This window comes from Peribacillus muralis (genome assembly GCF_001439925.1).
Taxonomy (GTDB): domain Bacteria; phylum Bacillota; class Bacilli; order Bacillales; family DSM-1321; genus Peribacillus; species Peribacillus muralis.
In genome coordinates, this window is record NZ_LMBV01000004.1 from 315944 (window position 1) to 329877 (window position 13934).

The 13934-nt window shown below is 40.5% G+C and carries 11 protein-coding genes; 8 read left to right on the forward strand and 3 right to left on the reverse strand.

Annotation, left to right across the window (positions count from 1 at the left end):
• Positions 1–83 precede the first annotated feature (83 nt).
• On the reverse strand, positions 84–1151 hold the full coding sequence (locus ASU00_RS08005) for an AI-2E family transporter (RefSeq protein ID WP_057912915.1): 1068 nt from the start codon (positions 1149–1151) through the stop codon (positions 84–86).
• A 620-nt stretch (positions 1152–1771) separates the two neighbouring features.
• Here ASU00_RS08005 and ASU00_RS08010 point away from each other — a divergent pair.
• Positions 1772–2863, forward strand: a complete 1092-nt coding sequence (locus ASU00_RS08010; RefSeq protein ID WP_057912916.1) for a branched-chain amino acid aminotransferase — start codon at positions 1772–1774, stop codon at positions 2861–2863.
• A 199-nt stretch (positions 2864–3062) separates the two neighbouring features.
• Positions 3063–3854: a phosphotransferase gene (locus ASU00_RS08015; protein ID WP_057912917.1), complete on the forward strand. Its 792-nt coding sequence runs from the start codon at positions 3063–3065 to the stop codon at positions 3852–3854.
• Positions 3855–4067: 213 nt separating this feature from the next.
• Here ASU00_RS08015 and ASU00_RS08020 read toward each other — a convergent pair whose 3' ends face one another.
• Positions 4068–4754 (reverse strand): response regulator transcription factor, encoded by a 687-nt coding sequence (locus ASU00_RS08020; protein ID WP_057912918.1) that lies wholly within the window; start codon positions 4752–4754, stop codon positions 4068–4070.
• A gap of 113 nt (positions 4755–4867) precedes the next feature.
• On the opposite strand from ASU00_RS08020, the gene ASU00_RS08025 reads away from it, so the two are divergent.
• Positions 4868–5755: a R2-like ligand-binding oxidase gene (locus ASU00_RS08025; RefSeq protein WP_057912919.1), complete on the forward strand. Its 888-nt coding sequence runs from the start codon at positions 4868–4870 to the stop codon at positions 5753–5755.
• Positions 5756–5885: 130 nt separating this feature from the next.
• Positions 5886–7097, forward strand: coding sequence for an iron-containing alcohol dehydrogenase (locus ASU00_RS08030; RefSeq protein ID WP_236712650.1), 1212 nt, complete (start codon positions 5886–5888; stop codon positions 7095–7097).
• A 156-nt stretch (positions 7098–7253) separates the two neighbouring features.
• On the opposite strand, the gene ASU00_RS08035 is transcribed toward ASU00_RS08030, so the two are convergent.
• On the reverse strand, positions 7254–7511 hold the full coding sequence (locus tag ASU00_RS08035) for a small, acid-soluble spore protein, alpha/beta type (protein WP_057912920.1): 258 nt from the start codon (positions 7509–7511) through the stop codon (positions 7254–7256).
• Positions 7512–7731: 220 nt separating this feature from the next.
• Here ASU00_RS08035 and ASU00_RS08040 point away from each other — a divergent pair, with 220 nt between their 5' ends.
• From ASU00_RS08040 to ASU00_RS08055, 4 genes are all read left to right on the forward strand, one after another.
• Positions 7732–8466, forward strand: coding sequence for a YqcI/YcgG family protein (locus ASU00_RS08040; RefSeq protein ID WP_057912921.1), 735 nt, complete (start codon positions 7732–7734; stop codon positions 8464–8466).
• A gap of 182 nt (positions 8467–8648) precedes the next feature.
• Positions 8649–9281, forward strand: a complete 633-nt coding sequence (locus tag ASU00_RS08045; RefSeq protein ID WP_057912922.1) for an FMN-dependent NADH-azoreductase — start codon at positions 8649–8651, stop codon at positions 9279–9281.
• A 115-nt stretch (positions 9282–9396) separates the two neighbouring features.
• Positions 9397–11193, forward strand: a complete 1797-nt coding sequence (gene pepF, locus ASU00_RS08050; RefSeq protein WP_057913019.1) for an oligoendopeptidase F — start codon at positions 9397–9399, stop codon at positions 11191–11193.
• Positions 11194–11422: 229 nt separating this feature from the next.
• Positions 11423–13669 (forward strand): AAA domain-containing protein, encoded by a 2247-nt coding sequence (locus ASU00_RS08055; RefSeq protein ID WP_057913020.1) that lies wholly within the window; start codon positions 11423–11425, stop codon positions 13667–13669.
• The last annotated feature ends 265 nt before the right edge of the window (positions 13670–13934 follow it).

A 13934-nucleotide genomic window follows, 5' to 3' on the forward strand; every position in this document is an offset into this window, starting at 1 on the left:
ATAGCGCTGTCATCATTAATTGAAAGGGAGACCTTAATAGGTCTCCCTTTCATTCATGGATAAAAGTGCTTGGACTTTTTTGTTCAAGTCGTCCGCTTTCTTAATCGATAAAACTTCCTGAAGTTACCTATGATCGTTTTTAACACGGAATAAGTAGGAATTGCAATTAGGATGCCAATGAAGCCGTAGATTGAACCTGCAGCCAGTAACAATAAGATGATTGTCAATGGGTGGATATTAAGGCGTTTACCCATAATATTCGGGGTAACCAGGTGTCCCTCGACTTGTTGAACGACAGTGAGGACGATAAGCACTTTCACTCCCATCCCAACGTCTTGCTGCAAAGCAATGAAAAGGGCAGGAATGACGCTGATTAACGGCCCAAGAAATGGAACGACTGTAAAAATCATTGCAAGAAGAGCCAAGACAAGAGCAAAGTCGAGATCGATAATCAGGTAGCCGATATACATCAACGTCCCAATTACCATCGATACGATGAATTGGCCGATAATGTACGTTGACAGTGTTTTATCCACATCTTTTAAGATCGTGTTTCCCTCTGATTCCACTTCACTCGGAATGTATTTCAGCAGGAAGGGTCTAAGCTTCTCTCCATCCTTGAGGAAATAAAATAAGATGAATGGTGTAATGACCAGTACTGTCAAGACGCTTGTTATCATGGTGAAAACGGTGCTGACATTCACTAACAGTTTTTCAGAATAAACCTTCAAGTGTGACCCGGCATTTTCTTTTAAAGCTTCCGTATCAACCATTCCAAAATCATTTTTTTTGATCATATCTTCAGATTCTTTAGAGATTTCCTTGACCTTGCTCGGGAAGTCTTCGGATAGTTTTTGAAATTGATCGACCACTATTGGCGTTCCATAATAACTACCTGCCCCAATCAAACCAAAGATAATTAAAAAAACAATAAAAATGCTGACGGTTCTTGGGATGAATTCAGTCAATAGGTTAACGACCGGCCGTAATATGTAGTATAATAGCCCAGCCAATATGATTGGGAAGAACATCGCTGCAATAATCTTTTGCAGCGGCTGTAAAACATAATCAATCTTACCTAGTAAGAAAATAATTAAAATGATCAATATAATCGCGCATGCATGCTTAAAAAAAGGTTTATTGATCCACAAGAAAATCCCCCCTATTCCATCTCTTTGTTGATTCCCTTTATTGGCGTAAAGTTAAACTATTTTAATCAGGGGCACGAAAAGAAAAGGAAGGCCATACGAAATCCAAAGTTTTCTTTGAATCAAGCCGAGAAACGAGGACGGTTTGATTTCCGAAGGTACATCTCCAATTACTAAACACCTGTCAAAAAGCGTGCAACTCATGATCTAGAAATCTAGAATGAAGTCGGAAAGGTACGAGCGCTTTATTGAAAAGTAAAGGGTACTAATAAAAAATTATTATGAAATAGCTTATTGAGAAGGCATAATGTACTTGTTTATGTTATAATTTACGAACGAATTGGCCTCGTTACATGGGATTTGTTAATATTGGTTAGCATTTTTCGTGTGTGCAGACACACTGGAGCAGACGAAATGAATATTATTTTCTAAAAGAGAGCATACACAGTCATTTTATTAGGAAGCATACATATGTAAATTTGAAAAGTTCATGATATTATAAAAAAATTCGGAAAATTTCGTCACAAAGACTTGAACTATGATTCCTGATAGGAGTAAACTAATGAAAGATAGATTTTATGGAAGTGAAATCTTGTAAATTTATTCAGCAAGGGGTTTTGGTAATGAAGGAACAAGACATGCAAATCACGCTTAGCACAGCAAAGAAGGAAAAACCGCAGACCGACCAGCTTGAGTTCGGTAAAAAGTTTACCGATCATATGTTTATGATGGATTACACAGAAGGACAAGGGTGGCATGATCCAAGAATTGTTCCTTATCAACCGCTCGCATTAGAGCCGTCAGCAATGATATTTCACTATGGTCAATCCGTTTTTGAAGGGTTGAAGGCATATGCAACGCCAGAGGATGAAGTTATTTTATTCCGTCCCGAAAAGAATTTTCAACGCATGAATAGTTCCAATGGACGGCTATGCATACCTGAAGTCGATGTGGAGTTTGCATTGAAGGCATTAAAAACCTTAATAAGTGTTGATAAAGAATGGATCCCTCAGGAGGAGGGGACATCGCTATATATCAGACCATTCATCATAGCGACCGAGCCATATCTTGGTGTTTCACCATCGCACAACTATCAGTTCATCATCATCATGTCACCTGTCGGATCATATTATAAAGAAGGCATTCACCCTGTCAAAATAGCGGTGGAGTCAGCTTTCACCCGTGCAGTGAGCGGGGGGACAGGTGAAGCTAAAACGGGTGGCAATTATGCATCAAGCCTCAAGGCCCAGGAGGTTTCCGAAAAGATGGGCTATGCCCAAGTACTCTGGTTGGATGGAGTAGAGAAGAAATATATTGAAGAAGTTGGAAGCATGAACGTGTTTTTCAAGATTAACGGTGAAATCATCACTCCAGCTTTAAACGGCAGCATACTTCGTGGGATTACCCGTGATTCCATTATCGAATTGCTTAAACATTGGAACCTTCCGGTGACGGAAAGACGCATTTCCATGGAAGAAGTTTATGAAGCCCATAAATCAGGTCTCTTGGAAGAAGCCTTCGGAACAGGAACAGCAGCTGTAATATCGCCAATTGGTCAATTTTTATGGAACGGTGAAGAAATGACGGTACAAAGCGGCGAAACGGGTGAGTTATCTAAAAAGCTTTATGATACACTTACAGGCATTCAAACGGGTAAACTTGCAGATGAGTTAAACTGGACTACAAAAGTTGAAGAAAAAGTTACTTTATCATAGTTATGAAGGTTGCGGTTCAAAAAGGTTTCGGAATAGTTCTCTTCCGAAACCTTTTTGATTTCCACTTAAAAATCCGCTTCTGCCATTTATGCTGTCATCGCTTTTGCCTTTATTCCGTGGTTATTGTGTTCAAATTACAATAATGTTCATGCCCATTGACTCACTAAAATTATCTTACTTTAGAATAGGAGGTCTACATATGCCTAAACGATCAAAAGAGGAATTGTTAGCTGGCGGTAACGTCTCAAACGTATATAGGTCAGGTAATACAGTTAGAAGGGATTTAAAGTCGAATAGCAAAAGAATTCATGAATTATTTACGCATCTTGAACACAAAGGATACGAATACGCGCCTAAGTATCTTGGTATCGATGAAAAAGGAAGAGAAATTCTGTCATACATCGAAGGAGAAGCTGGCAATTATCCTGTGAAAAAATATATGTGGTCAGATGAAGTTTTACGAGCAATTGCCGAAATGCTCCGTCAATATCATGATTCCGTAAGCGATTTTTCATTTGAAGCAAACTGGCAATCAATCGACTATACGCCACAACCTGCCGAGGTTCTATGTCATAATGACTTTGCCCTATACAACATTGTTTTCCAAAATGAAAGACCTATGGGCATCATTGATTTTGATGTAGCGGGACCTGGTCCAAGACTGTGGGACATAGCCTATACTCTTTACACTTGTGTTCCATTAAGCAGATTTCATCTTGATGAAACAGGTGAAAAAGTTCATTATCAATCTTGTCAAGATGCGAACCGTATTAAAAACAGGGTTCAATTGTTTTTTGATTCCTACGGTGAAGCGGTGGCAGAAGATTATATAGATATGGTCCTGCTACGTTTAAAAGGATTATGTAAAACGATTACAAGCAAAGCCAATGAAGGTTACCTTGCCTTTCAGCGAATGATGGACGAGGGGCATCTTGAACATTATCAAAATGACATACTATTTATTACCGAGCATCAGAACGACTGGAAATGAATCATACCTTCGTCATGGTGGCATGGTTGAAAGCAGCAAAGGAAGTTCCTTTGGTTTTTTGTTAAAAAAAGAATTTTCATACAGAGCGGGTATCGAGATTACTGCTTAAAATCCATGCCCGGATGAAGGCTTCGGACTATATAAAACGCCAAGATCCTTCCGTTAAAATATGAGTGCCTGGAGCGGAAACCCCTTTAGGGTTTTTATATTCCTTTACATGATCATGTTATTCCTGATTGCAACTGCTACTGCCTCCGTTCGGTGTGCGACGCCTAATTTCCTGATTGCTGAAGAAATATGATCGCGGACGGTATATTCACTTACTTTCATTTTTGGGGCCATTTGCTTTAATCCCAAACCATTAGCTAAATGCTGTAAGGCTTCCACTTCACGTTTACTTAAAAGGTATTGGCAGGGAGCGGTATCGAAGGTTGAACTGACTGCCAGTTTCAAATAATGGGCTAGCGTCAGTAAATCATTCTTGGAAATCGGTTCATTGGGAATTTCGGGGTCTACTAAAACGAAACCGATCACCATCCCATTTACAATGACCGGAATGATAGCCAATGAAGAAATGTCGAACCTTTTTATGTATTTTGCAGGGATCGCGGATTTTGCATGCTGGATTGTTAAATAAATCGGTTGATTATGGATGACAGCCTGGTAAATGGGGTAAATATCGTGAATCTTCTCTTTAACATGTTGGATAGAATAGGTATCTTCACTTGTATAGGCGCATATTCCTTGACCCATACCCGTTAGACTAGAGTAACTGAATAAGGATGCTCGCTGAAACGAAAAAAAGTCCACACAGCCCCTTACGATCATTTGTGATTTAAGGGCAGCATTTTTTTGATGGGAAATCCTTTTAACATGATTCATGACAGTTTCCTCAAGCATTCGACTTTATTCCTCCCTACATTTTCAGTGCTAGTCGATAGCCTACTAATATATTACAATATAATGAAAGCCCTTACAATGAAAAAGGTACATAAATACAAGGAGGCAATAAAATGAAAAGAGAGGCGTTAACGACAACGAGCCGGAGCTTTAGAGAAGATATCCTACCATTTAAACTATATCAAAAAGCGAAGAAATTCGGTGTATGGAATCCTCGTGACATCGATTTCAGTCAGGACAAAGAAGATTGGAAGTCATTCACTGAAGTCGAAAGGGAGGTGTTATTGCGAATCATTTCGCTTTTTCAAGGGGGAGAAGAAGCAGTGACATTGGATTTACTGCCGCTCATTATGACAATTGCCAAAGAGGGCAGGATCGAAGAGGAAATGTATTTGACGACATTCTTGTTCGAGGAAGCGAAGCATATGGAGTTTTTTCGTTATACATTGGATCAAATCGGTGAAACAGGCGATTTGACGGTTTTTCACTCAGACACGTACAAAGCGATTTTTTACGATATATTGCCTGAGGCGATGGAGAAACTTTTAACCGACCAGTCCCCGGAAGCATTGGCAGAAGCAGCAACCGTTTATAACATGTTTACGGAGGGGGTTCTTGCAGAGACTGGATATTTCGGATTTTATCAGACACTTGAAGCGAATAAAATGATGCCTGGATTGTTGAAAGGTGTGGGTCTATTAAAGAAGGATGAATCACGCCACATTGCGTATGGGACCTTCTTGCTGCAGCGAATCATCAGTGAACATCCACATATCTTCAGACAGGTTGAGAAGAGGATGGAAGAGCTTTCACCAATGGCCATCGCGTTGAATACGGAGGGATACGACCGGTTGGGCAATCCGTTTGGAAATGACAAACAAGCGGTTTTGGATTTTACCATGAAACAGCTGGCTGTAAGGATGGAGATATTGGCAAGGGCAAAAGGTAAGAAGATTGAGGAAATCTATCATAGCCATGAAAAGGACTATGGAATTTTGTGATGAGTTGATGAAATCCTATACGGTCATCAAATGTGAATGGCAGCAACAATTGCTTTAACTGGCAATCGTTGAAATGGAAATATATCGTATCGTCAATACAAAAAAACTAAGAAGTCTGAGGTGGGAAAATATGGGCATAAAAAGTCATTCTAATTTTTGGTTAAGATCTTCAGTTTATAGCGGTTCTGATTCACGATCGCTCATACCGGAACTATTCAAAGGTCTTGGGGCAAAAAGGATCTTGCTTGTGAGTGATTCGGGATTGGAAAATGCAGGGGTCGTTAAAAAGGTTACCGAAGTTTTTGAAGTACATGCTTTAAGTGCTGGCCCAGAAATAGTAGGGGAATTTCTTAAGGTAACACAAGATGCAGGGAGCAGTTGTGTGAATGAAGCATTGAATTATGCTCGTGAAGTCCAAGCAGATGCTATACTAGCCGTTGGCGGCGGAAGTGTCATCGATACAGCTAAAGCGCTGAAATTCGGGCTATATAAAGGGATCACCGAAATAAACGATAGCATTCCAAGAGGCTTTCTGTATGAGGGGTTTCCAAAAGCGCAACCAATGAACATTCCTCATATATCCGTGCCGACAACGGCAGGGACAGGCTCTGAAGTTTCTCCGATCGCAGTCATATATAATGAAGATATGAAAGTTAAAATGAATATATATAATATTTATCTGAGTTCGGATGTGGCCATTCTCGACCCCGATTTAACAGTCGGTTTGCCGTCTTATATCACTGCTTTTACTGGAGTAGACGCCTTGACGCATGCAATCGAAGCAATCGTTTCACCTCAGGCAACATCTTTAACGGATGCCTACGCATTTCAGGCCATTCGTGTCATCGAAGATAACTTACCCAAGGCTGTAAAGGATGGAACGAATATCAAGGCCAGAATGGAAATGCTGCATGGGAGCATGATGGGAATCACCGCCTTTTCCAGTGCACTGAATGCGATCCCGATTCATAACTTTGCCCATGCGTATGGTGCATTATTTCGCATTCCCCATGGACTGGCCAATGCTGTTTTCCTGCCGGTCGTCATGGAGTCCATCCCTGATTTATATTTACCAAAGATTCATTTAATAGCTGAAGCTTTTAAAGTGAAATTCGACGGTGAGGATGCAAAAGGACTGTTGGCAAAAGTGATTGAAAAACTCCGTTTGTTTATGAATGATCTTGGACTTCCGTCCGAATTCAGTGAATATCGGGTTAATCAATTGGATATTGACAGCATTGTCCAAGCCGTCATGAAGGATCCAGCTGCCGCTAATTTTCCGATGTCAGCCGAATTGATTAAGTCAGTGGCTTCTCGTGTTGCACCTGTAGGAATCAATTAATTACAAATCAAAAAAAGCCTGCTATGTATATGCGACTTTTTTTGTTCGCTCTAGCAAATGCTTACGGGTGCGCATTTCAGGATGTTGAACCTATTTAGTTGGTACGAGCCTGATTTAATCGATCACTCCAATTTTGGGAGCTTGAACGAAAATGCATTATTTTTTCGTTAAGCTTTCCTGGGCCATCTTTACAAGCTCCTTGACCATCCCCCCTCCAAGCCTGCCGCCTATTTTTCCGTTCTCCTTTGCGGTCAACAAACCGTTATCGTTCTTTTTAAACGGCACACCCATTTCTTTCGCCACTTCAAACTTGGCATCCTCAGGATTATCCGTACCGGCTACCTTGGCTTTCAAGTCATCAAGCCCTTTCCTGGCTTCAGCAATCAAAATCTTATTTCTTTTTCTTTTTGCCATCATCGATACCTCCAATTTTTTCTTAGGTTTACCAAAAGGAAGGGAAATGATTATCGATTTTCGTTACATTCCACAATTGATAGTCATGTTAAGAATGAAAAAACAATAAGATTATGTAAGTGGATGTTCAGACACAGCATGAATGAAAAGTTAAGCGAAGGAAGTTTCAGTTCACTGTAAGCGGGTAACATAAAGTAAAAAAGAGATAAGGAGAACATTGATGCTAGCTGCTAATTCTAGTTTATTGACGAAAGCAGATATGACAAATCCCGATCGAGTGCCACCATGGTTAATAAAAGAATATCAAACATTCCACCAAACGGTGACGGATCAAACATTTCCTTGTTATTTTGGCATGAAGGCCGAGAATAAAGGGGAACTCCGTTATGCGTTTATTACCCAGGAGGATTGGTCGAACCTCCCAAAAGCTGTCGAAAGCTTTTTGAATTTATTTCAGGAACCGCCATATATCAGGCATGGCCTGTTTGTCTTTATGGAGCCTGAGAAAGAAGAAGCGGATCTTGAACGATATCGCAAACGTTTTTGGGATATTCTGCAATACCTGCATAAAGAGGATAAAAAACCTTGGCCGATTGAAAAGCCAAAAGATCCGGAACATTATTTATGGGATTACCATTTTGCTGGGGAGCCAATTTTCGTGTTTGGAAATGCACCAGCATATAAACAGCGTAAAACCCGTGATTTAGGTAATAGCCTTGTTCTTGGCTTCCAGCCTAGAATGATTTTCGAGGGGTTAAAAGGAACGGAAAAAGGCGGTATCATGTCACGTGAAAAGGTTCGAGAAAGAGTTAAAAAATGGGATAATCTCCCTACTCACCCGGATATCAGTCACTTTGGTGATGTAAACCATAATGAGTGGAAACAATTTTTCATCGGTGATGATATTGAACCGATTAAAGGAAAATGCCCCTTCCATCACAAGGAGATACCTTAAATCGAGAGCCAATTGGCTCTCATTTTTTTTGAAAGAAAAAGGGTTGAAGGACAATCATTGTGGTTCAAAACAAATTTCTTGCACTATTACTTTTCCAGTCTTATAATGTGAAAGTAGCAATTGCAGTTAATTCGAGATATATGGGTTGACAATATTAGCAGCAAAACAAACTTTTGGGGGAAATGACAATGTCTAAAGTGTTATTTGTTAAATCGAACGACCGTCCAGCAGAACAAGCTATAAGCGTGAAGATGTATGAAACGTTTTTGAACACATACAAGGAAGCGAACAGTAACGATGAGATTACTGAGCTGGATTTATTTAAGCTGAACTTACCTTATTACGGCAATACAGCGATCACTGCGCTATATAAACGGAGCCAAGGTATGGAACTGACGGAAGAAGAAGTGAAGATTGCTGATATCGTCCAACAATATTTGAATCAATTCCTAGCTGCTGACAAAGTGGTTTTTGCCTTCCCATTATGGAATGCTACCGTTCCTGCTCCGCTGATCACGTATATTTCTTATCTTGCTCAAGCAGGTACAACATTCAAGTATACAGCTGAAGGCCCAGTAGGTCTTGCTGGAGGTAAAAAAGTGGCATTGCTTAATGCGCGTGGCTCGGATTATGCCTTGCCGCAAATGAACGCTGGTGAAATGGCCGAGAAATACGTAACGATGAATTTGAATTTATGGGGCATTACGGACCTGGAAACGGTAATCATTCAGGGACATAATCAATATCCAGATCAAACTCAGGATATTATAGCTAATGGATTGGCAAAAGTGGCTGAAACTGCAGCGAAATTTTAATCGAACAAATGAGAAAGCCGGTATGTTTTTTAGCATACTGGTTTTTTTATGCAGATTTTTCAGAAAGTCGCTTATAATAAGAGGGAAGCCTATAAGCATGAAAGGAAGTGCCGGTATGGAGTCATTTAAATCACGTGATGAAATCAAAGAAGAAGAAAAATGGAATTTGAATGATATTTTTGACGATCAGGCAAGTTGGGAAAAAGATTATCAAGAAGTCTTGAAGATGACAGAACAATTAAAAACGTTTGATGGGCAAATTCAGTCCGCTCAACGATTATTTGAGTATTTACGTTTAAGCGAGGAGCTTGGTTACATTTATAACAAGCTTTATGTCTATGCCATGCTGCATGCGGATTTAGATACACGGGTTACATCCTCACAGGCATTACTCGATCGAGCAGGACAGCTAGGGCAAAAAATCAGTAACGCAACCGCTTTTTTCATGCCATTTCTTTTAAGCCTCGAGGAGCAAACATTAAAGGGGTACATAAAAGAGGTCGAGGGTTTAACATATTTTGAAGAAGATTTACTTGATTCATATCGCTATAAAGAGCACGTGCTAGCGAAAGAGCAAGAGGAGGTCCTCTCCCAAATCGGTGAAGCCTTTTCAGCACCGCAAAAAACATTTGGCATGATTAACAACGCTGATATTAAATTTGGAGAGGTCACGAATGAAGACGGAGAAAAAGTGGAGCTTACCCGGGGGATGTATGCCAAATTAATTGAAGATGATGACCGTGAAAAAAGGAAAGAAGCGTATATCGCTCATTATCAACCATACTTACAGCTGAAAAATACGATTGCCTTTACACTTTCCACAGCAATCAAAAACAATGTCAACCTCTCCAAACTAAGAAACTATCCGTCTGCTTTGGAAAAATCCTTATTCGGTGATCAAGTGCCGAAGGAGGTATATGATAATTTGATTATGTCTACTAAGCAAAATATCGGCCCGATGCACAAATATATTCATTTAAGAAAGAAGCTGCTAGGTGTCGAAGAATTGCGTGCCTACGATTTAAGTGTCCCATTGGTCGAAGGTGCTAAAGAGGTGATTTCGTATGATGAAGGATTCGCCTTGATGGTGGAGGCATTGAAGCCCCTTGGTGAAGAGTATGTTTCCATCCTGAAAACCTTTAAGGAAAAAAGGTATATAGACGTCAGGGAAACGCCTGGTAAACGTTCGGGAGCGTATAATTTAGGTCTTTATGGTGTGCATCCATTCATTTTATTAAATCACCGAGATGATTTAGACAGCGTATTCACCTTAGCCCATGAATCTGGGCATGGGATGCATTCCTACTTTAGCTCGAAATATCAGCCGCAAATAACGGCAGGCTACTCCATCTTTGTAGCAGAGGTCGCTTCGACAGTGAATGAAATCCTGTTGATTCGCCATTTAATCAAGACTACAGAAGACGTGCAAAAGAAAAAGCATTTATATAACCATTTCATTGACAGTTTCAAGGGAACATTCTTCACACAAGTGATGTTCGCGGAATTTGAAAGAATTGTCCATGAAAAAGCTGAAAATGATGAACCGCTCAATGCCGAGGTTTTTAATACAGCGTATGAAACGATTTTCCGCACCTATAATGGCGAAGAAATAATGTTTGATGAAGAAGTAAAATTTGGATGGTCACGTATCCCCCATTTTTATCGCCCGTTTTATGTGTATAAATATGCTACAGGTTATGTTTCCGCCATTACGATAGCGGATAGAATCCTTTCAGGTGATGAAAAAACACTTGAAACGTATTTGACTTTCCTGAAGAGCGGTAGTTCCGATTTTCCACTAGAGCTTCTTAAGAAGACAGGGGTCGATTTAACCAAACCGGAACCAATAGAAAATGCGATGAGGATCTTCAGTGAATTGGTTGAACAATTTACGGAGCTGACAGAGGGCTAATCTAAGCCATTTCTTCCAAAAGAGCCCATGGTATATGTGCTAAAAAAATGCTATAGTTAGTTTTGGCATATGAGAGGCCCAATCTTTTGATTGGGCCTTATTTTATATGAAAGAAACATTGACCTGTGCGAAAAAATGTCAAAGCAAGTTAGGGTATCCTATACATCAGGGCCGATCCAATCGGCCAGTTTCTTTTATCAACGGCATATTTTGTGAGGAAAGTGAAAAAATGAATTCGACAGTAAATTATATAAAAGAATGGCAGCAGGCACTACAGCTGGAAATTCTGCATTTGAAAAAATTCGGCAGCACTAAATACCTCGTATCAAATGGCCATCTGCTCAATAGTGATGGTTCTTTTAGCTATTATTTCGAAACAGGCGCATCGATAAAAATCCCTGTCGGTTCCGTCGTCCGACTGGAATGGGGAGGAATCAAACAGGATGGAAGAATCCTCTCATCGGAAGGGAAAAGTATCATCATCGTCTTTGAACGCTCGTTAGGCGATATGATCGGCGAAGCGTTTTTATACCATGATCCTTGGGAATTGCTTGAGCAATTGATTATCCGCTTGGATGAAATCAAGAGAAGCAAAAAGAAAAGGCTCCGGATCAAGAGGCTGATGGATCCGTCCATGCTGCCAAAACATCCCCAAATCGAAAAGCAAAGCAGCGTCAAAGAATTGTATGCACGATCGAAGTTCAATCCTGTCACTTTTGTTTGGGGACCACCTGGTACAGGCAAGACCTATACATTGGCACGAACCGTTGCCAATCATTATCTTCAAGAAAAAAAAGTACTGGTCTTGTCACATAGCAACCAAGCTGTCGATGTTATGATGGCCGAAATTTCTTCATTCATAAAAAAGAAAGAACGTTTCAAGGAAGGCGATGTTCTTAGGTATGGTTCTCAAATCGGGGAAACGCTGTCTAGTCATGAGGATATCGTTACGGGGCAATTGTTAGGTAAGCATGAGCCGTTATTAGTGCAAGAAAAAGAGCAGCTATCGGAAGAGAAGCGGTTACTAAAATACGACTTGGCCGGTTCTTTCAGCAGAAGGGATACAGATCAATTACTCGAGTTGGAGAAGAAATTGGCAAAAGTCTTGGAAAAAATCCGGCAAAAGGAAGTCCAATTCGTAAAAGAAGCAAAAATCATTGGAACGACCCTGGCTAAGGCTGCAAATGACGAAACGATTTATCAAAAGGAATACGACCTGGTCATTTTGGATGAGGCGAGCATGGCATACGTACCGCAAGTGGCTTTTGCGGCAGCATTGTCCAAGCATATTATCGTTTGCGGTGATTTCAAACAATTGCCGCCCATTGCGGCAGCTCGTGATTCACTCGTGAAGCTTTGGCTGAAGGAAGACATCTTTCATCGTGCCGGTGTCGCTCAATCAGTCGAGGAGGGGGAACTTCACCCTCATTTGTTCTTATTGAAAGAACAGCGCAGGATGCATCCGGATATTTCAGCCTTTACGAATCGAGTCGTCTATAACAACTTCGTTGGTGATCATGAAAGTGTAGCGACCAGCAGGGAGGAAATCATGCAGGCAGAACCGTTCGCCAATAAAGCCGCAGTGCTTGTCGATACAAGCTCGTCAGGGGAATATTGCATGACCGAACGTACTTCCCACTCAAGAATGAATCTTTGGCAGCTGCTTTTATCGTTTCAACTGATTCATGAAGCTTATGTCGGTGGGGCAAGGTCTATCGGTTATGTTGCGCCCTATCGTGCTCAGGCAGACATGATGGGAAAATTATTGGACGATTTATATGCTGAAGAAAGGCAAACGGCTGATATCATCGCTGCAACTGTACATCGTTTTCAGGGTAGTGAACGAGATATGATGATCTTCGATACAGTTGACAGTTACCCACAAAACCGGGCTGGGATGTTGTTGACGGGAAGAGAAAGTGAAAGGCTCATTAATGTGGCGATAACCAGGACGAAAGGAAAATTCGTTCATGTATGTGATACGTCATTCGTCAACAAACATGTATACCGTAGCAAGACACTTCGTCAGCTTGTCGACCATCAAACACAAAATGATCAGCTTGTAACCAAGAAAGACATTGGGACATGGGTCAATCACCAGCATCCGAAGTTACGATGGTTGCATGCACGTAAATTGGGTGATTTTTTAGAAGATATCCAAACCGCCAAACGAGAGGTAATCATGGCTGTACCGGATATGACGAGTTTGCCGTTAGAATGGCAGCAGCACTTGCTCAAGCGAAACCCAAAAGTGAACTTGACGATCATATCAGCAAAAAGAAATCCTGAAATCATCTCAGATCAGTTTGTTTGTTTACCCGTTTCCTTTGCTTTTTTTATCATCGATAAACGAATTGTCTGGCTAGGGTTGCCCGTTGAGTCCAACGATCGTGTTCAGCCTCCATATGTGGCAGCTCGCTTGGAGTCGGAAATGATGGCTGATGAATTACTTTTTCAATTCAAAAAAAATGAATGAAAAATCCGCCAAACATTCGGGTGGCTTTGTAGAAAAAAGGGGTTCGGAATTCTTCAATTCCAATCCCTTTTTTACGTATGATCTCATAAAAAACAAACAGAGATACCGTTTAATTAAAGTTATCTTCCATAAATAACCCCGCTAGAATAACAGTTAAATAAAATAATTTACTATAATTGTATTTAAACAACGACCTCGTCAGAATATATATTGATCGATAACTCTCAAATTTTCATGTACTTCTAATATTTTCGGCTAAGGGCTG

Coding starts and splice junctions, on each gene's coding strand:
- ASU00_RS08010 (WP_057912916.1), top strand. CDS start 1,772: ATGAAGGAACAAGACATGCAAATCACGCTTAGCACAGCAAAGAAGGAA.
- ASU00_RS08025 (WP_057912919.1), top strand. CDS start 4,868: ATGAAAAGAGAGGCGTTAACGACAACGAGCCGGAGCTTTAGAGAAGAT.
- ASU00_RS08040 (WP_057912921.1), top strand. CDS start 7,732: ATGCTAGCTGCTAATTCTAGTTTATTGACGAAAGCAGATATGACAAAT.
- ASU00_RS08030 (WP_236712650.1), top strand. CDS start 5,886: ATGGGCATAAAAAGTCATTCTAATTTTTGGTTAAGATCTTCAGTTTAT.
- ASU00_RS08020 (WP_057912918.1), bottom strand. CDS start 4,754: ATGCTTGAGGAAACTGTCATGAATCATGTTAAAAGGATTTCCCATCAA.
- ASU00_RS08045 (WP_057912922.1), top strand. CDS start 8,649: ATGACAATGTCTAAAGTGTTATTTGTTAAATCGAACGACCGTCCAGCA.
- ASU00_RS08015 (WP_057912917.1), top strand. CDS start 3,063: ATGCCTAAACGATCAAAAGAGGAATTGTTAGCTGGCGGTAACGTCTCA.
- ASU00_RS08055 (WP_057913020.1), top strand. CDS start 11,423: ATGAATTCGACAGTAAATTATATAAAAGAATGGCAGCAGGCACTACAG.
- pepF (WP_057913019.1), top strand. CDS start 9,397: ATGGAGTCATTTAAATCACGTGATGAAATCAAAGAAGAAGAAAAATGG.
- ASU00_RS08035 (WP_057912920.1), bottom strand. CDS start 7,511: ATGGCAAAAAGAAAAAGAAATAAGATTTTGATTGCTGAAGCCAGGAAA.